14 protein-coding genes are annotated in these 18,782 nt (G+C 38.9%); 6 read left to right on the forward strand and 8 right to left on the reverse strand.

What is annotated here, in order from left to right; translation table 11 throughout:
- Positions 1–43 precede the first annotated feature (43 nt).
- The 4 genes from ACT6XC_RS07490 to ACT6XC_RS07505 form a co-directional block, all read right to left on the reverse strand.
- A complete protein-coding gene (locus tag ACT6XC_RS07490; RefSeq protein ID WP_443741353.1) occupies positions 44–646 on the reverse strand; it encodes a hypothetical protein in 603 nt (200 codons plus the stop codon).
- Positions 647–836: 190 nt separating this feature from the next.
- Positions 837–1,520, reverse strand: coding sequence for an HAD family hydrolase (locus ACT6XC_RS07495; protein ID WP_443741354.1), 684 nt, complete (start codon positions 1,518–1,520; stop codon positions 837–839).
- 65 nt (positions 1,521–1,585) lie between these two features.
- Positions 1,586–3,706: a methyl-accepting chemotaxis protein gene (locus tag ACT6XC_RS07500; protein WP_443741355.1), complete on the reverse strand. Its 2,121-nt coding sequence runs from the start codon at positions 3,704–3,706 to the stop codon at positions 1,586–1,588.
- A gap of 270 nt (positions 3,707–3,976) precedes the next feature.
- The gene (locus tag ACT6XC_RS07505) at positions 3,977–5,149 is read right to left on the reverse strand and encodes a phosphoribosylaminoimidazolecarboxamide formyltransferase (RefSeq protein WP_443741356.1); all 1,173 of its coding nucleotides are present in this window, start codon (positions 5,147–5,149) and stop codon (positions 3,977–3,979) included.
- Between the two features lie 210 nt (positions 5,150–5,359).
- Between ACT6XC_RS07505 and ACT6XC_RS07510 the strand changes: the two genes are divergently transcribed.
- Both ACT6XC_RS07510 and ACT6XC_RS07515 read left to right on the forward strand, forming a co-directional pair.
- Positions 5,360–6,793: an amidophosphoribosyltransferase gene (locus ACT6XC_RS07510; RefSeq protein ID WP_443741357.1), complete on the forward strand. Its 1,434-nt coding sequence runs from the start codon at positions 5,360–5,362 to the stop codon at positions 6,791–6,793.
- 2 nt (positions 6,794–6,795) lie between these two features.
- A complete protein-coding gene (locus ACT6XC_RS07515; protein WP_443741358.1) occupies positions 6,796–7,416 on the forward strand; it encodes a histidine phosphatase family protein in 621 nt (206 codons plus the stop codon).
- Here the strand turns inward: ACT6XC_RS07515 and ACT6XC_RS07520 are convergent.
- Positions 7,387–8,670, reverse strand: a complete 1,284-nt coding sequence (locus ACT6XC_RS07520; protein WP_443741359.1) for an HlyC/CorC family transporter — start codon at positions 8,668–8,670, stop codon at positions 7,387–7,389. The genes ACT6XC_RS07515 and ACT6XC_RS07520 overlap by 30 nt on opposite strands.
- 412 nt (positions 8,671–9,082) lie before the next feature.
- Between ACT6XC_RS07520 and ACT6XC_RS07525 the strand changes: the two genes are divergently transcribed.
- Positions 9,083–10,225 (forward strand): sodium ion-translocating decarboxylase subunit beta, encoded by a 1,143-nt coding sequence (locus tag ACT6XC_RS07525; protein WP_078930761.1) that lies wholly within the window; start codon positions 9,083–9,085, stop codon positions 10,223–10,225.
- 143 nt (positions 10,226–10,368) lie between these two features.
- On the opposite strand, the gene gdhA is transcribed toward ACT6XC_RS07525, so the two are convergent.
- A complete protein-coding gene (gene gdhA, locus ACT6XC_RS07530) occupies positions 10,369–11,739 on the reverse strand; it encodes an NADP-specific glutamate dehydrogenase (protein ID WP_443741360.1) in 1,371 nt (456 codons plus the stop codon).
- 534 nt (positions 11,740–12,273) lie between these two features.
- Entirely contained in the window at positions 12,274–13,464 is a 1,191-nt protein-coding gene (locus ACT6XC_RS07535; RefSeq protein WP_443741361.1) for a CobW family GTP-binding protein, read from the reverse strand.
- A gap of 106 nt (positions 13,465–13,570) precedes the next feature.
- On the opposite strand from ACT6XC_RS07535, the gene ybaK reads away from it, so the two are divergent.
- Positions 13,571–14,056, forward strand: a complete 486-nt coding sequence (gene ybaK / locus ACT6XC_RS07540; protein WP_443738196.1) for a Cys-tRNA(Pro) deacylase — start codon at positions 13,571–13,573, stop codon at positions 14,054–14,056.
- Between the two features lie 168 nt (positions 14,057–14,224).
- Here the strand turns inward: ybaK and ACT6XC_RS07545 are convergent, their stop codons facing one another.
- Complete coding sequence (locus ACT6XC_RS07545; RefSeq protein WP_443741362.1) at positions 14,225–17,059, reverse strand: CHASE2 domain-containing protein; 2,835 nt, start codon at positions 17,057–17,059, stop codon at positions 14,225–14,227.
- A gap of 94 nt (positions 17,060–17,153) precedes the next feature.
- On the opposite strand from ACT6XC_RS07545, the gene ACT6XC_RS07550 reads away from it, so the two are divergent.
- Together ACT6XC_RS07550 and ACT6XC_RS07555 are read left to right on the forward strand one after the other, a co-directional pair.
- The gene (locus ACT6XC_RS07550; protein ID WP_443741363.1) at positions 17,154–17,591 is read left to right on the forward strand and encodes a hypothetical protein; all 438 of its coding nucleotides are present in this window, start codon (positions 17,154–17,156) and stop codon (positions 17,589–17,591) included.
- A gap of 35 nt (positions 17,592–17,626) precedes the next feature.
- The gene (locus ACT6XC_RS07555; protein ID WP_443741364.1) at positions 17,627–18,778 is read left to right on the forward strand and encodes a hypothetical protein; all 1,152 of its coding nucleotides are present in this window, start codon (positions 17,627–17,629) and stop codon (positions 18,776–18,778) included.
- The last annotated feature ends 4 nt before the right edge of the window (positions 18,779–18,782 follow it).

Below are 18,782 nucleotides of genomic sequence, written 5' to 3' on the forward strand. Positions count from 1 at the left end.
GACTTCCGTGATATAAAATTATTTTATTCATTCACTTTTCCTCCTAAACAAACATTTTTTCAAGGCACGATTTTTTAATATTTTTTAACTTTTCCAACTCACGCTGATGAAGGGTGATGAGGTGGTCAAGGGTGTCAAAAAATTGTCCAATAGCTTTCTGTTCATCAAATGTCGGTGCAAGGTAAACTTCCCCCTCAAGAGCGTTCGTGTCGCCAATTAGAAGGGTATTTTTAGCACCTTTATTAACGAGCGGACGGAGATAATTATTCAAACGGGCATCTTGTTCAAAATACATTTGAATAAAGTCAGCGTTTGCATTTTCTCTCGTGTGGTAAACGCCATAAAGTACCGATACTATGCCAGATTTTCCTTTATTTGCTTTAATGATTCCATACGGGTTTGCCTTTAGTGGTGATTTTGTATAAACAACATCACCTGTATGAACAACGCCATAATTAGACACTGATGCTCCAGCAAAAGAGCGACCTTGAAATTCAATTTGATTAACAACACCAAAATCACCCAACTTACGCTGTTCCCAAGCGCCTTGCCTGCCGGCAGGCAGGTCGGTAAAGCCCTTAAATCTAATTGCCGGAGTGTCTGATTTTTTCATCATTTTGCACAATTCATCATATTTTTCAGCCATTCTCTGCCACCTCCGCTTTTTAGATATTTTTCTTTTGCAAGGGCTTCTTGCTCTGTGTCAAAATATACAGTACATCCAAATCATTCCGACAGTACATCAAAATCCTTCTGACAGTACATCAAAATCCTTCTGACAGTACATCCAAATCATTCTGACAGTACACCAAAATCATTCTGACAGTACAGGGGAATTATTCTTTACAAGTTACACAAACTAAGTCCGCCGGTTTTGAAATTATAAAATCGGCTTCAAATTCTTCAAATTCCCGCTGATTTCCATAGCCCCACAAAACCGCACAACATTTTACGCCGTTTTTTCGCGCTCCGAGAATGTCGTGTTTTCTGTCGCCAATCATCAGAATTTTGCCGTTTTTTTGTTCGATCTGCAAATTTTCGTGTTTAATTACATATTCAATAACTTTGTGCTTTTCGCTTCTTGCTTCTGCTATGTCCGCGCCACCGGCAAAGTCAAAATATTGAGATAAATTAAAATGTTCCAAAATTCTGAACATAAAAACTTCAGGCTTTGAAGTTGCAACATAAAGTTTTTTTCCGTTTTCTTTGAGTTTTTGCAAAGTTTCAGGAATTCCCTCATAAACTGCGTTTTGAAAAATTCCTTTTTCCGTATAAAACTCGCGATATTTTTCGATGGCTTTATTGCACTGTTCTTCGTTCAGTCCATAAAAAACATTGAACGACTCTGCAAGCGGAGGTCCGATAAAACGCTTGAGTTTTTCATCGTCCGCCTCTTTTATTCCAAAACTTTCAAGTGCATAACGCACACTGTTTACAATTCCTTCGGCAGAACGGGTCAAAGTTCCGTCAAGATCCCAAAAAAAGTGCGTAAATTGAGAAAAATCGTTTCTTAACAACATATTCTGATTGTAGCAAAAAAATGAACTTTGCTACAATCAAAACATAATATGGATTTTTTTCGATTTTAAACTCTGAACTGATCGACCTGAATCCCAATCTGTCCAATTGAAGTTTTCATGCGGTTTGTAAGTTCAGAAAGCGCTGCTCCTGTTTCGTTGATTTTACGTGCCCCGGAAGACATTTCGCCCATTCCGTCTTTTATGCTGAATGTAGCTTCCTGAAGATTTTTAATTTCATCAAGAATCGCCTTATTTCCTTCAGCCATTTCCAAAGACGCTGTTTTTACTTCGTTAGAAGTGTCATTCATGCTGTTAAGGGCAACTGCAATTTGTTTTGAACCTTCGTTCTGTTCAATCATTGCATTTGAAATTTCCTGAACAAGGTTGTTTGTCAAATTGATTTCCTGGGCAACATCATTAAACGCCTCGGAAGCAATGCCAGAAGCATCAACCATCTGTTCAATGCTATTTATGATTTTGTCCAGCTGATTACCGATTGTCTGCGACTGAGAACCAGAATCTTCAGAAAGTTTACGGATTTCGTCGGCAACAACACTAAAGCCTCTTCCTGCTTCGCCCGCGTGAGCCGCTTCGATTGCTGCATTCATAGCCAAAAGATTTGTCTGCTCTGCAATTCCATTAATTACAACGTTCGCTTCGCGCAAAGCCTGACTTTCTGCCTGAATTTCTTCAATTTTTGCAGTAACATCGTTATTTTTTTGAATTCCAGTAGCCGCTTTTTCTTCAAGCGCTTGGAAAGTATGAGCCATTCTCTGCACAGAATTATTTACAGAATTGATGTTTCCAATCATCTCTTCAACAGAAGCACTTGCCTGAGTAACAGCCGCACTCTGACTTTCAATCATGTGGTTTAAAGACTCAATGTTTGAAGCAATTTCGTTTACAGCTCCGGCAGTTTCGTGAACAGACTCGCTCTGAACGCCAATCTGTTTGTCCATGCTCTGAATATTGCTAATAATTTGAGTAATTGCCGCTACAGTATCTTCCGTGCTGTTCTGCAAAAGTTCATCGACTTCGACAAGCTCGTTCTTAGACTGCTTCATTGTCGAAACAATTATATGAAGTTTTTCGGAGAATTTATTAAATCCATCAACAACTCGTCCAATTTCGTTATTGCTCTTTAATTGAATTCTTTGCGTAAGGTCTGCATCTCCAGTTGCAATTCCGCGAATTGTGCTTTCTACAACCCTCAAAGGCTTTATTTGCTTGTACATTATAAAACCAGCAAAAAGAACAGTTACAACGGTAACTATAATTCCGCAGATTAAAAGTTTATAAAAAATAGCCGTTGCCGTTGCGTTGATTTCGGTTTCTTTTAAGAAAAGCATAATTTTCCACGGAGTATGCTTTACAACTTTAGAAAAAACAACAATGTTTTCGCCAGAACGATTTTTGATTGTTCCGATATGACTATCATTCGCCCATGCAGTCTGAAAAACAGAATAAGAAGCCACGTCATTTTTTCGAATATAATCCACTTCTTCCTTTAGCCTTTCAGAATTTAGATTTGACGCAATAACTTTTCCAATACTGCTAAAAAGTCCGGCTTCGCCAATCGAACCAAGATTTATATCTTCAAGAACCTTCGCAAAATTAGACTCTTCAACGTTTCCACAAAAAAAACCGATCGTTTCGCCATTGCGTTTGGCAGCACGGCATACATGCACAACTGTTTTCCACGAAACCTTAGAAGGAACGGGATTATCAATATAAGAATCTGCGCCGTTCTGCATGATTTCCTTAAAATAATCACGGTCAGAAACAATAGTCTGCGTTCCAATATCCGAATAATAAAGTCCGTCTTTATCAACCCAAGCAACGTAGTCAAAAAAATCTTTATTTCTGTTCTGTTCGTGGTCGCGCAACCAGGCAACGATTTCTTCCGTGCTTGCATTTCCTTTTATAACATCCGAATTGCAGTAATAATCGAGAGCCGCAAAATATTTTTCAACAACATTTTTTTCAAGATTTGCATAAGTATCTACAAAGTGGGTATATTCAAATTCCGTACTTTTTTTAAGTTCCTCTTTTGTAGTTTTTGTTACAAACCGAATCTGCAGTACGTTAAAGAAAATAACAATTCCCGCTAAAAAACCGCCTATAAGAAGAAACAGGCGTCCTCTCTTTTTCTTTTCCTGCTGATTTTCTGTCTTACGTAGTTTCATAAAAAATGCCTCCAGCTAAAAAAATAATCCTTCCGAATATCTAAACAAAATATCTAAAAGTTGCAGTTTTTAAATAAAAATTTGAAATACAAAAAAACACATCTTATTCTACCAAATAATATCAAAATCGCCACAAAAAACTTAAAATCATTGCAAAAAAATGGCCACAAAAAAAACGCTCTCGGGCGAGAGCGTTTTAGTTCTAATACGTTAATACTTTTTCGTCAAGGATTTTTACAAACTACACAAAATTGCGCAATTTATAAAAAATTAGTGATGGAAAAGTCTAATTCCGTTAAAGCACATAACCATATTATATTTGTCAGCTGTTTCGATTACCTGATCATCGCGAACAGAACCTCCCGGCTGAGCAATTACAGTTACGCCAGATTTATGCGCACGTTCAATATTATCGCCAAACGGGAAGAAAGCGTCTGAACCGAGAGCAACGTCTGTATTTTTAGCAAGCCATTCTTTTTTTTCTTCGCGAGTAAAAACTTCAGGCTTAACCTTGAAAATTCTCTGCCAGCTTCCTTCTGCAAGAACATCTTCATATTCTTCGCCAATATAAACGTCGATTGCGTTATCGCGGTCTGCGCGTTTAATTCCGTCAACAAACTGCAAGCCGAGAACTTTTGGCGACTGACGCAACCACCAGTTGTCAGCCTTTTGACCGGCAAGTCGTGTACAGTGAACGCGGCTCTGTTGACCAGCGCCAATTCCAATCGCCTGACCGTCTTTTACGTAACATACAGAATTTGACTGTGTATATTTGAGAGTAATGAGAGCAATAATAAGGTTATGCTTTTCATCTTCGCTCAAGTTTTTATTTTTTGTAACAATATTAGAAAGACAGGTTTCGTCAATTTTTATAAAGTTGTGTCCCTGTTCAAATTTTACGCCAAAAACCTGTTTAACTTCAGTTGCCGGAGGAACATAAGACGGATTAATCTGAATAACACAGTAATTTCCGTTCTTCTTAGCCTTCAAAATTTCAAGCGCCTTGTCAGAAAAAGCCGGAGCAATAACGCCGTCAGAAACTTCTTTTTTAATCAAAAGAGCAGTAGCTTCATCACATTCGTCGCTCAAAGAAATAAAATCACCAAAAGAAGACATTCTGTCCGCACCACGGGCACGGGCATAAGCGCAAGCCAAAGGAGAAAGTTCAACGCCGTCGGTAAAATAAATCTGTTTGAGAGTGTCGCTCAAAGGTTTGCCAATTGCAGCGCCAGCAGGAGAAACATGCTTAAAAGAAGTTGCGGCAGGAAGTCCGGTAGCTTCCTTCAATTCCTTGACAAGTTGCCAGCCATTCAAAGCGTCAAGCAAGTTTATATAACCAGGTCTTCCGTTCAAAACAGTAATTGGAAGATCACCTTCATCAACAAAAACCCGTGCAGGTTTCTGGTTTGGATTGCATCCATATTTCAATTCAAGTTCTTTCATTCTTAAAAATTACCATAAAAAAATGTTCTATTCAATAAATCAAAAAATAAGAACCACATCCACCGTCATATCCGGCTCTTGCTATAAGTCCTCGCTTCGCTGCGGTCTTTCCGCAACGATCCGGGGTAAAACTTGCAGTTTATTGTAAAAAAATCGTCTTGGTACTATAATTATGCTTTATTTTTGCAAAGACTTCAAAGAGGTACATTTATGGGCGGAATTTTTGGCGTTGCTTCAAAAGACGACTGTTCGATGGATTTATTTTTCGGAACTGACTATCATTCACATTTAGGAACCCGCCGCGGCGGACTTGCAGTTTACCGCGACGATGATAAATTTCAGCGTGCAATTCACAACATTCAGAATTCTCCGTTCAGAACAAAATTTGAAAACGACATCGAAGAAATGAAAGGTCACATCGGAATCGGCTGTATTTCCGACTACGAACCGCAGCCTCTTCTCGCCTGCTCTCACCTTGGACGTTTTGCACTTACAACCGTCGGAATCGTCACAAACAAAGACGAACTTTCAAAAGAACTTATCGAAAATGGCGGCGCTTTTCTTGAAATGTCTGGTGGCGAAATCAACCAGACAGAACTTATTCTTGCTCTTCTAAACACTCAAAAAACAATTCTCGAAGGAATTCAATACGTTCAGAAAAAAATAAAAGGCTCAATCACAATGCTTGTTGCCACTCCAGAAGGGATTTATGGAGCACGCGACAGAATGGGACGCACTCCGCTTCAAATCGGCATAAAAAAAGACGCTAAAGGTTCAATTCTTGCGCACTGTCTTTCTTTTGAAAACTTTGCATATATGAATCTCGGCTACTCTGACGAACACGAACTTGGTCCTGCAGAAATCGTTTATGTAACATCTGACCGCTACGAAATTTTGCAAAAACCTCAAAAAGAAATGAAAATCTGCACCTTTCTGTGGATTTATTACGGATATCCAACAGCCTGCTACGAAGGCGTAAATGTCGAAGCCATGCGCTACAACTGCGGAAAATTTCTTGCAAAACGCGACAAAGATTCAAACATTCATCCAGACTGCGCTGCTGGAGTTCCAGACTCAGGAACAGCACACGCTGTAGGCTATGCAAACGAAGCAGGAATTCCATTTACACGGCCGTTCATCAAATACACTCCGACCTGGCCGCGTTCATTTATGCCGGCAAGCCAGGAACAGCGCAATTTAATCGCACACATGAAGCTTATTCCAGTTCCTCAGCTCATAAAAGGAAAAAGCATTCTTTTAATTGACGACTCAATTGTCCGTGGAACACAACTTCGCGAAACTACAGACTTTTTGTATCAGTCGGGAGCAAAAGAAGTTCACGTTCGCCCAGCCTGCCCGCCGATTATGTTCGGTTGCAAATACCTCAACTTTAGCCGTTCAAAAAGCGAAATGGACTTGATTGCTCGTCGTGTTGTAAAACAGTTTGAAGGCGAAAATCCGAGCAAAGAAATTTTGGCAAAATATTGCGATCCAGACACTCCAGAATACGCAAAGATGCAGGAAGAAATCCGCAAGCAGCTTCATTTTACAACACTAAGATTCCATCGCCTTGACGATATGCTAAATTCAACAGGACTTGATCACTCAAAACTTTGTACATTCTGCTGGAACGGAAAAGAATAAATATGAATATTTACATTGTCCGCCACGGAGAAACAGATTGGAACGTTCAGTTAAAATTACAGGGACGTTCCGATATTCCTCTAAACGCAATTGGAATTGAACAGGCAGAACAAACTGGCGAAAATTTAAAAAAAGCTGGCATAAGTTTTGACAAAGTTTATTCAAGTCCGTTGCAAAGAGCTGTAAAAACGGCAGAACTCATAAGCGGATTCGATTCTTCAAATATCATAAAAGAAAACCGCATAATTGAATTTTCATTCGGAAAAGCAGAAGGTTCAACGCCAGAAGAACGGCAGACAAAACCGGAATTTGCTCAAATAAAAAATTTTTTTACAAATCCGCCAGCTTATTCACCAGACAAAGACGCAGAAACCTTCGATGACGTTTTTAAAAGGACTGCAGATTTTTGGGAAAACGAAATCCGCCCTTTGGCAGACAGTTCATCAAACAAAAACCTGCTTGTCGTTACGCACGGAGGCACGCTCCAGACGCTGCTTATGCACATTGACGGACGCACACTTAAAAATTTCTGGAAAGTGCGTTTTCCAAATTGCTCAATAAACAAAGTTTCTTTGGAAAACGGCAATTTCAAATTAAAGTGGAAGAGTAGAGTTTTTTACTAGAGGATCTGTCAAAACCGCTTTTACTTCACGAATTATATTATCTTCGCTTTTTAAAACTTCAAATTCAATCTGACCGTTAAAGTCTATTTTCCAGCCTTTTTCCGGAAAGTCGCCCAAAGTTTCTGTAATCCAGCCGCTAACGGTGTTCGAGCTGAAGTCATCTTCTTCTTTTATGCCAAAAAATTTAAGAAGCTTGTGCATTGAAGTTTCGCCGTCCACAATAAAACTTCCGTCGCCACAAGGTTTTATATTTTCAACTTCAGAATCGTGTTCATCGTAAATTTCGCCAACAAGCTCTTCAAGAATATCTTCCATCGTAACAAGTCCGAGAGTTCCGCCGTATTCATCCAGAATTATCGCCATTTGAACCCTTTCTTTCTGCATTTTAAAAAGTAATTTTGAAATTTTAGTTTTGCCTGTCGAAAAAAACGGCTTTTTCATAATTCTTTCAAGAACGAAATCAGTTTTTCCAACCTTAAAAAAATCTTTTTCGTGAACAAAACCAACAACAGAATCAATTTCGCCGTCATAAACAGGAAGCCTAGAAAATCCACATTCAACAAATTTGGCTTTAACCTCATCATAAGTTGAATTTTTCTCGACAGCGCAGATGTTCACCCGAGGAATTATTATGTCTTCAACGTCCAAATCATCAAATTCAATTACTGAACGGATAAAATTTCTTTCGTGTTCTTTTAAAGTTCCGTCTTCTTCGGCCTCATCAACCATCGTTATAATTTCTTCTTCGGTGATTATATTTTTAGAATCAAAGCGGAAAATTTTTTCAATCAACTTTTTCCAGCCGGAAAAAACAACATTCAACGGAGTAAAAACAAAAATCAAAACTGCAAGCACAGGATAAACAAACATTGCAAGTTTTTCAGCATAGGCTTTTCCAATGTATTTTGGAGTGATTTCGCCAAAAATCAAAACAACAACCGTTATTGCGGCAGTAGAAACCACAGAAGGATTAAGAGGTGAATTTACAAGAAGAATTGCAAAAAAAAGTGTGCTTAAAGTTGAAGCGGAAATATTTACGATATTGTTTCCGATAAGAATTGTGCTTAAAAGTTTGTCGTAATTTTTCTCGGTAAGAGAAAGAACTTTTCCGGCGAGCCTGTTGCCGTTAAAAAAAAGTGATTTTAATTTAATTCTGCTGGCGCAAGTGTAGGCCGTTTCTGTCGCCGAAAAAAAAGCAGAAAAACCGATTAGAACAATAATTGAAATAAATAAGGGTATGGACCCGTCAGGCATAAAAACCTCCCATAAAAAGTCAAGATTAAAACTTCAGTTTTAGGATTGACTTTTTAAGTTGTTTCGCAACGAAGTGAGAACCAACCTATGATAAAAAAAGATATGGAAACATGCGTTTCCAGTTCAAAATATAACAGATTTTGAAAAATAATGACAAGAGAACTAAAAAAAAATTCTCCGTTTTTTGCAAAAATCTCTTGACGCTCATTTTATTTTCATTTATTCTTCGGCTATAAGCGAAAGGGGAGTAGTTACTTCCTCAGAATCAACAACCGGCTTTTTTGAAAAAGTCTGGTTCTGTGGCTTCAATTTTGAAGAAACAAGACCTTTTGTCTGTTATTTCTTTTTTAGGAATAACAGGCAAAAGGTCTTTTTTTGTTTAAATCCATTTTTTGACTCTGGAGGTGTCTTTATGGAACAGGTTCTTCTTTACTTTACAGAAGGAATTCGCTCTCTCGGCTGGCAGGAAGCGGTCATGTACGCAGTTGGCGCGCTTTTAATCTGGCTTGCCGTGGCAAAAAACTACGAGCCAATGCTTCTTCTGCCGATTGGATTCGGGGCGATTTTAGTGAATCTTCCGTTAAATGTTGTCTGGGAACACGCAGGAACATCAGGCGCGCTCAAAATCCTATTTGAATGCGGAATTATGACAGAACTTTTTCCTCTCTTAATTTTTATCGGAGTCGGAGCGATGATTGACTTTAGGCCGCTTTTGCAAAGACCGTGGATGCTGATTTTTGGAATTGTCGCCCACTCAGGAATTTTCATTGCCGCTTTTATCGCATACAAATTTTTCGGATTTTCGATAAAAGAAGCGGCGAGCATCGGCGTTATCGGAGCGGCTGACGGCCCGACATCAATTTTTGTAACCTCAAGATTTGCGCCAAACCTCATGGGACCGATTACGGTTGTAGCCTATTCATATATGTCGCTCGTTCCAATCATCATGCCGCCGGTAATAAAAATTTTAACGACAAAAAAAGAACGGCAGATTCATGTGGAAGCAAAAGATTCAAATGTGCCAAAATGGCTTATAATAGCATTCCCTGTAATTTTGACGGCAATTGTAGGAATTTTGGTTCCGGTTGCAGCTCCGCTGATTGGTTTTTTAATGTTCGGCAATCTTATCCGTGAATGCGGAGTCCTCGAAAAACTTTCAAAAACCGCGCAGAACGAGCTTTCAAACATTGTGACAATTCTGCTCGGAATAAGCGTTGGAGCTTCAATGCGCGCGGAAAATTTTCTCCAGATCCAGACCGTTTTAATAATGTTCCTGGGACTTATCGCGTTTATCGGAGACACAGCCTGCGGACTTCTTTTTGCAAAATTATTAAATATTTTCCGTCCAAAAAGCAAAAAGCTCAACCCAATGCTCGGCGCATGCGGAATTTCAGCCTTTCCAATGGCAAGCCGCGTTGTGCAGAAAATAGCGCTCGAAGACGACGACCAGAATTTTATCCTGATGCACGCCGTAAGCGCGAATGTGTCCGGACAAATCGGCTCGGTAATAATCGGCGGAATAATACTTTCAGTGGTTCCGCTTCTTGCAGGGTAACAACTGAGACATCCGTTCTATTGTTTTTTCTGCATAACGCTCTATAAAAAAGTCCGCACTTCAAAACCGAAAATGCGGACTTAAAAGCGTGAACAAAATCACGCAAATTTTATTTTTTGTTTAGCTTTCTGCAAAAACTTAAATTAAACCAATCCCTGAGCATCCATTGCGCGGGCAACTTTGAGGAAGCCGTAGATGTTTGCGCCAGAAACGTAGTCTGTTGTCTTTGAAGGAGCATATTTTTTTGCAGTTTCGTAAGCGTTGTCGTGAATCTGTGTCATGATATGCTTTAGTTTAGAATCTACTTCTTCGCGAGTCCATGAGAGACGTTCTGAGTTCTGAGACATTTCAAGACCAGAAACTGCTACACCTCCGGCATTAGAAGCTTTTCCTGGAGCAAAGAGCACATCATTTTTCTGCAAATATTCAATTGCGTCTGCACGAGTAGGCATATTTGCACCTTCAGCAACGAGTTTCACACCGTTAGCAACAAGTTTTTTTGCATCTTCCATGTAGATTTCGTCCTGAGTTGCACATGGGAAAGCACAGTCAGCCTTAACGCCCCAAGGTTTTTCTCCCTTGAAGAATTTTGCTTTTGGATATTTTGTAAGATAAGTGTCGATTTTTTTGTGCTCATCACGGAACTGCATAACAAATGCAAGTTTTTCTGCGTCGATTCCATCTTCATCAAGAATATAACCTGACGAATCAGAAAGAGTGATTACTTTTCCACCAAGCTGAGTAACTTTCTGGCAAGCATACTGAGCAACGTTTCCGTCTCCAGAAATAATGCAAGTTTTTCCGTTAAAGTCTGTGTTTACAGCTTTAAGCATGCATTCTGCAAAATAGATAAGTCCGTAACCAGTAGCTTCAGGACGAATCAAAGAACCGCCAAAGTCAAGGCCTTTTCCTGTAAGAACGCCAGTAAACTGGTTCGTAATTCTCTTGTACTGACCAAACATCCAGGCAACTTCGCGTCCACCAACACCTTTATCTCCAGCAGGAACGTCAGTGTCAGCTCCAATATGACGATAAAGCTCAGTCATGAACGACTGACAGAATCTCATAACTTCTGCGTCAGATTTTCCGTGAGGATCAAAGTCAGCGCCACCTTTTCCGCCACCCATTGGAAGAGTTGTCAAAGAATTTTTAAGAACCTGCTCAAAACCCAAGAATTTAAGAACGTCCAAACTTACTTCAGGAGAAAAACGAAGACCTCCCTTATAAGGTCCAATTGCAGAGTTAAACTGAACACGGAATCCGCGGTTTACATGAGGTTTTCCAGCATCATCTGTCCAAGGAACACGGAACATAATGATTCTTTCAGGTTCAACAAATCTTTCAAGAACAGCAGATTTTTCAATTCCAGGCATTGTGTCAACAACTGGAGAAAGAGTTTCAAGAACAAGACCAGCTGCCTGAAGAAAGTGCTCCTCATCAGCATAGCGAACCTTAAGTTCGTCCCAAACACGTTTGCAGTAAGCATTTTTAACGTTAAATTCTTTAAGTGCCATTTTTAACTCCTTTTTGATTAGCATTTAAAAGCAGGCAAAAAAATAAGACGCCATAAACAAAACTCCACGCATTGAATTTAAAGACAATGATAGCGTTTTATTTACAGCGTCTTTGCCGTATGAGATAAACATAAATTTTTTGTGCAAAATAGTCAATAAACAACCTCAAAATTCATCAAATTTAACCTGGAAAAAAGGGAGCACACCACAATCACAAACCGGCTCTCCACGGTTTCGCTCCAGCTCCATCCGCCAAGGCGGACGCATTCGCGCCGTTCCGATCCGGGCTACATTTTACGCTAAAAGACAAACCAATTCTCAAAATCTTACGCCGGATGCAGAGGGCTTTAGTTGTTGAAACGGTTGTGCAAAGCACAATCGTTTCAACAATGCAGCGTAAGCGGAACCCGGAGCAGCCGGTTTTTGAGTTAAGTTTTATTTTGTGCAAAATTTAATTTTAAACAAAAAAATGCCGTCCAAAATTCAAAAAAATTCAGACGGCATTCATTTTTTTGCTGTTTTTAGAAAAATTTACTATTCAGCAAGACACTTGTCCAAATCGGCAGAAATTGCTTTCTTGTCGAGGTTTTGTCCGATAATGCAGAGTTTTATCATTCTGTCACCGACAGTTTCGTCCCATTCTTTTTGAATTTCCGGGTTCTGTGCAAGGATTTTTTTCTGTTCTTTTGCAGGAGCCGCAGCAATCCACTGGCCAGAATAACCTGCCTGAATCTGTCTTCCGCTTGTTTCAAAAACCCAGGCCATTTCCGGTTCGTCTGCAAACCACATCAAGCCTTTGCAGCGGATAATATTTCTCGGCCATTTTGCTGCAAATTCATCAAGTTTCTGGCGGTCAAACGGCTTACGACGGAAGTAAATGAATGTTCCGATTCCGTATTCGTCTTCGTCGGCCCCGGAATCTCCATCGTGCTTGTGCTCATGGTGATGATGCTCGTGATGTTCGTGGTCTTCCTCGTGTTCGTGTTCATGCTCTTCGTGATCATGCTCGCATTCTTCAACTTCATCTTCTTCCAGATGTTTGCACCAGCCAGCAGCAGCATAAACTGTTTCAAAATCGAATGAATGTGTTGAAAGGATTTCTGCAACATCAACCTTGCCATGGTCAGTTTCGATAATTTTTACGCCAGGATGCAGAGTTTCAATAACCTTGCGAACTTTTTTAAATTCATCTTCAGAAACAAGGTCTTTTTTGTTGATTACGAGAGTTGAACAGAATTCAATCTGCTGAACCAAAAGAGATTCGATGTCTTCTTCGCCCATGTCCTTTTTGTCGAGAAGTTTGTTTCCGCCAGCAAATTCATCAACCAGGCGAGCTGCATCAACAACTCCGACAACATTATCCAACACTCCATTTTTTATAGTTTCGAGTTCCTGAGCAATCGGCATTGGCTCACAAACGCCAGAAGCCTCGATCATAACATAATCGTATTTTCCAGATTTTATGAGATTTTCAATATTCTGCGAAAGCTGAGATTTTAAAGTACAGCAGATACAGCCGTTCGTAAGAGGAACAATGTCCGAAGTGTCGGTGATTTTTGCTCCATCAGCAATCAATTTTGCATCAACATTTACTTCGCCAATATCGTTTACAATTACTGCAACCTTATAACCTTTCTGATTAGAAAGAACCTGATTTAAAAGAGTCGTTTTTCCTGCACCAAGATAACCGCAAAGCAGTGTGATTGGTGTTTTTGCCTTAGCCATAATATCCTCCAAAAAAACTTCTTATTAAAAAATCTTCCTATTAAAGATAATAAATTTTTCGCGAAAAGACTATAATTTTTAAAAATTTGCAGATAATATAAAAACCATGAAAAAAACAAACGCAATGAGAATCCTTGACGGTCTCAAAATCAAATACGAAACCTTAAGTTACGAAGACGACGGTGAACACGAGCTCAGCCGTGGAGCTGCCGAAAATATCGCGGCAAAACTCGGAATAAATCCAGCCGCCTGTTTTAAGACAATCGTAATGCGAAACGAATCCAAGCAAATTTTCGTTTTTTGCCAAAGTGCACTTCACGAAATCAACCTAAAAAAAGCCCGAAACGCATCCGCCTCAAAAGAAATCAATCCTGTCAAACCCGACGAACTACTCGCTTTAACAGGCTACATCCGCGGAGGCTGCTCACCTCTTGGCATGAAAAAAAAGTTTCCGACCTTTATCGACCAGACTGCCCTTAATTTTGAAAAAATCTACATAAGTGCCGGAGTCCGCGGACAGCAAATTGTAATTTCACCAGCCGATTTATTAAAAGCCACAGACGCCCAGAGCGTAGATTTGGTTCTCGAATAATTTAAAATTTGGACGGCAGGCCACCTTTTAGCAGCAATTTTTGCACAAAAACGCTTCTGGCCTCAAAAACCGGCTGCTCCGGGTTCCGCTTTCGCTCCATTTCTGGACAGGCTGTGCAAAAGCCCAACCTGTCCAGAAACAAAAGCCCTCCGCATCCGGCGTAAGTTGTTATTTAGAAGTCATATTAACAATTCCATCCCAGTTTTCGCTCAATCCGTTTTCAAGATATTCTTTACAACGCTGAGCATAAACCAAAGGAGTTTCATCTTCTGGAACAAGTTTATTCGCCTTTATAAAAAGTTTTCCTGCCTTTATAAAGTCTTTTTTAAGATAGAGTTCCATTGCATTCTTAAAAATTTCTGCCGCTTCAAGGACATTTTCAGGAAGTTCTTCTCTAAAGCCCAAAATATTCCAAAGTTGAACAGGTTCCGCCCTACCGACAACGCGTACTCTATCGAGTTTTCTTGCAAGAATTTTGTCAAAGTTTTCGCCGGAATTTGCTTCGTTCCAGGTTGCATCGCTACACAAAATCCAGGATTTATACGCTTTATTTACGCCTTCAAGACGGCTTGCAAGGTTTACGGCGTCGCCCATAATCGTGTAATTCATTTTTGCACTTGTTCCCATATTGCCGACAACCATTTCTCCACTATTTATACCGATTCTAGTTTCCAATGCCCTAGGACTTGTTCCAGCTGCCAAAGCACGCCTGTTAAAAAGAATTTCTTCTTGTTTCATTCTAATTGCAGAAACACAAGCGCTCCAAGCAGGATTCTTTAAATCAATCGGAGCGCCAAAAAAACTTACGATAGAATCACCGATATATTTGTCGATAGTTCCCTGCTCTGCAAGAATTCTATCCGACATACTTCCAAGATATTCATTCAAAATGCTTACAAGTTTTGTAGGCGTTACAAGTTCAGAAAAAGCCGAGAATGCCTTTATGTCAGAAAATAACGCTGTCATTCTCTTTTCGTCGCCACCGAGTTTTAATTTTGAAGGATCTTTTACAATTTCTTCAACAACTGCAGGCGCAAGGTATGTCGAAAAAGCATTTCTGAGCACGCCTTTGTCTTTTTCCGCCGTAACAAAACGCAGAACAACGACAAGCAGATAAGAAAAACCTGTCACAACCACAGGCGCAACAACAGGAACATAAAGTCCAAAAAAGCCCATCAATACAAAAGGCAAACCGACAGAAAATATTACGGTAAAAATTCCAAACATATTCTGAAACCAGACTTTTTTTCCGCTGGTGTAAATAACAGACAAAAATGCAAGAAGAGAAGCTGTTGCAAAACCCAAGAGCCAGTGAATTTCCCGGACAAAATCCTGATTCATAATCGTATTGTAAACATTTGCGTGAGTTCCAACATTCGGATAAGCGCGATTAAAAGGAGTTGTACCTAAATCTGTCGTAGAACTTGCAGTATTTCCGACAATACAAAAAGAACCTTCATAGGCTTTTTTCTTTTCGTTAAAAGTTCCGTGATAAATTTCATCTTCATTCTTCAAATTTTCGTAAAGAATTTTAATTCCATCTTTTATTTCTATGTAATTCTGCTCGTCAAGTTCATTCTTCATTTCATCAAGACGAGAATTTATCTCTTCAAAATAAAAACCGTCAATAAAGTTTCTTACGCGTTCAAAAAAAGTTTGCCGAGCATCAAAATAATCAGTGTATTCTTCTGGCAAAATCCCACCATCGATTGCTTTTCCATCGTCCGAAAAACCGCAGCATTTTTCCAAAAGAAAATTTTTATACTGTTTTATGTAATTGTAATCGTTTAAAAGTTCAGAAATTTCTTCTTTATAAGAAAGAGACTTTCCCTGTGCGTCCCATAAATTGAATCCATTCAAGGTTTCCAAAAGCGAAACTATTTTTGATTCCGTTTCGTCCAACTGGTAAAGCATTACAACGCTTTCCCGGCGGAAAGAATCGATAAATTCTTTATTGAGCCAATTTATCAGCATTCGTCCGTGAATATCCAAAGGGATCGTAATATTTATCCGTTCAGATTCGTTGTCAGGATTCTTTGCATCTATCAATTTTAGAGAAAATGGCGTTCTTATAATTTCTTTCGGGGCAAGTTTTTTTAGAATTGGAGCAAAAGTCAACTGTCCGGCATATCCATCATTTTGGCGGCTCAAAAGCTCAACGCGTCTTCTCGTTCCGTCGCTGTCCAAAACAACATTTGTAAAACCGGCGCCCTTTGAACTTTTCATAAATTGTTCAAGTGCCGGACAAAATCCAAGTCTGTTGTCGCCACCCTGGTCAATCAAATAATACTGATTTCCTTTTAAAATCCGTTGTTTTTTGTCCTGAACATTAAAATAAAGGCATTTTTTGCGGACATATTCCAGATATTCAGGAGAATATTTTATATCTAAATCCAAAATATTGACAGTAAGCCAGGTATCTCCAAAAAATTGAATCGCCTTTGCAAAAAGTTCATCGTTATCCTGAAAACTCGAATTCAAGATGTTTTCTTTTAGAGAATCAAATTCCGGATTAACCCAATCTTCTATCGCGTCATATGCAAGTTGAATCAAGTCCTTTTTTCCGTACATTCCACTTACAGCGGCATCAGCAAACTGGTTTATAAAATCAGAAACATCTTTTTTTTGAGAATCGAGAGCGTTTCCAATTTCGACAGAAGCCTGAGGATTTACCCCAAGGTGAGAAGGAGAAAGATATTCAATATCGAAAACTGCTGTTTTTGCACCGAGTTCCTTCATTCTTAAAAGAGAATTTGCAAGAATATCGCGACTCCACGGCCATGGGCCTAAATCTTCGAGCGATCTATTGTCAATTTCAACAAAAAGAATTTCCTGCCGGCTTTTAGGTTCTTTTCTAAGCGAAAGCATAAAATCATAAAGCCTGTAATCAAATTTTTGAAAAAATCCCAAAAACCCAGCACCTGCACAAAGCAAAATTACGAGCACAACCGCAATTTTATCGACCGACTTTTTTAACAAATTCGTAGAAAATTTACCTCTCATTATGACAAAAAGTATAACACATGTTATGATTTTATATAGTTAAATTTCAATTCTCTTTTCGAAATCATATAACAACTTCAATCGTGGAGGAAATATGAAAAAAAATCTGTTGTTGCTGATTGTAGCATTGCTTTCCTTTTCTGCAACTGCTCAAAATTCCGAAAAATTAACAGAACTCATCAACTCAACAACTGTAACTTACGGTCAGGTGGCGTATCTTTATGGAGTTTATTCGGAAAAAATTGATGAAAATGCATCTTACGAAGAATCGTTCGACATTCTAAAAGAAAATTTTCCATTAAAAAGAGAAATTTCTTCATCATCACCTGTTACACTCTCAGAACTTTCTTTTATCTGTGCAAAACTTGCAGATTTGAAAGGCGGAATTTTTTATACGCTTTTTTCAAATCCACATTACGCCTTTAAGGAACTTCAGGCCAAAGAAATTTTGCCCAAAAACTCGGATCCGTCACAAAAAGTAAACGGTCGGGACGTAATTGCAATTTTTAACGGCTGTCTTTCGCAAGAATAAAAACTGCAAAAAAAACATTTTTATCGGGAGTAATTATGAAAAAATCGATTTTTACAATATCTGCTTTTTTTGTGGCAATCTCGCTTTCTGCCTTCGATTTTGGAGGAAGTCTTGGAAATATTTCAAAATTTGAAGACACTTTTTCTAACGACGGTCTAAAACTCAATCAAAAAAACTATGCTTCGTTTTGGGGACAGGTTCCTTTTCAAGATACAAAAAATTATTTTTTTGTGCAGGGACGTTTTCAGCACGAATATGACGCCGACAAAAAAAATTCAATAAACGCACTAAATCTTGACAACGCACAGCTTGTTTTTTATAAACAAAATTTTCTATTCAACGTTGGACGTTTTTATTATTCAGACATTTCTTCCATTATATATAATCAGAGCGGAGACGGCGCGGAAATTCAATTTCAACATCCTGGAATAAAAGCCAGCGCATATGGTTTTTACACAGGACTTTTAAATTCTCAGTTTGTCACACTAAACGACTTTGATTATATCGCCGACGAAGACAAAATCTACGATTTATGCGCTAAATATCTTATTGCAGGTTTAAAAGTTGAATTGCCGTCTTTTTTTGGAGAACAGACGCTTTCTGCCGAAATATTAAATGCCTGCCGACTTGAAGGAAAAAATTACAACAGGCTTTTTGCAGAAGGAAAACTCGAAGGACCGATTTCTGTTTTGAACCGTCTTTTTTACGATTTGACGGCAGCGGTAGAATTCTCTAAATACGACGACCAGAAATTCAAGATTGCAAACCTTTCAAAAGCAAGAATCTATTTTTATCCAGGCGTTAAAGATACGCAAATTTCTTTAAACGCTGTCTACACCACAGGAGAAGAAAAAGACAAAGATTCTTCGGTAAACGCTTTTTCTGCAATCACAAGTTCAACTGCTGTAAATTCAATCGAAGAACCTGAATTTTCTGGAATTTTTAAAACCGGACTTTCCGCTTCGATAAAACCTGTAAAAAATCTTCTTGTTGCGACAAACGCAGAGGCGGTTTTTAGCACAAACAAAAATAAAAACAAGTATTCTGGCTTTCAATACAAAGCACTTGCAAACTGGCAGATTTTAAGCGATTTATTTGCAGGCGCAGAACTTTCGCAATTCTTCGACAAAGACAACTCTGACAACAACAAAACGTCGATTTCGTTAAAAGCAATTCTTATATTCTAAACTA

This window comes from Treponema berlinense (genome assembly GCF_052273165.1).
In the GTDB taxonomy this organism is placed as follows: Bacteria; Spirochaetota; Spirochaetia; order Treponematales; family Treponemataceae; genus Treponema_D; species Treponema_D berlinense_A.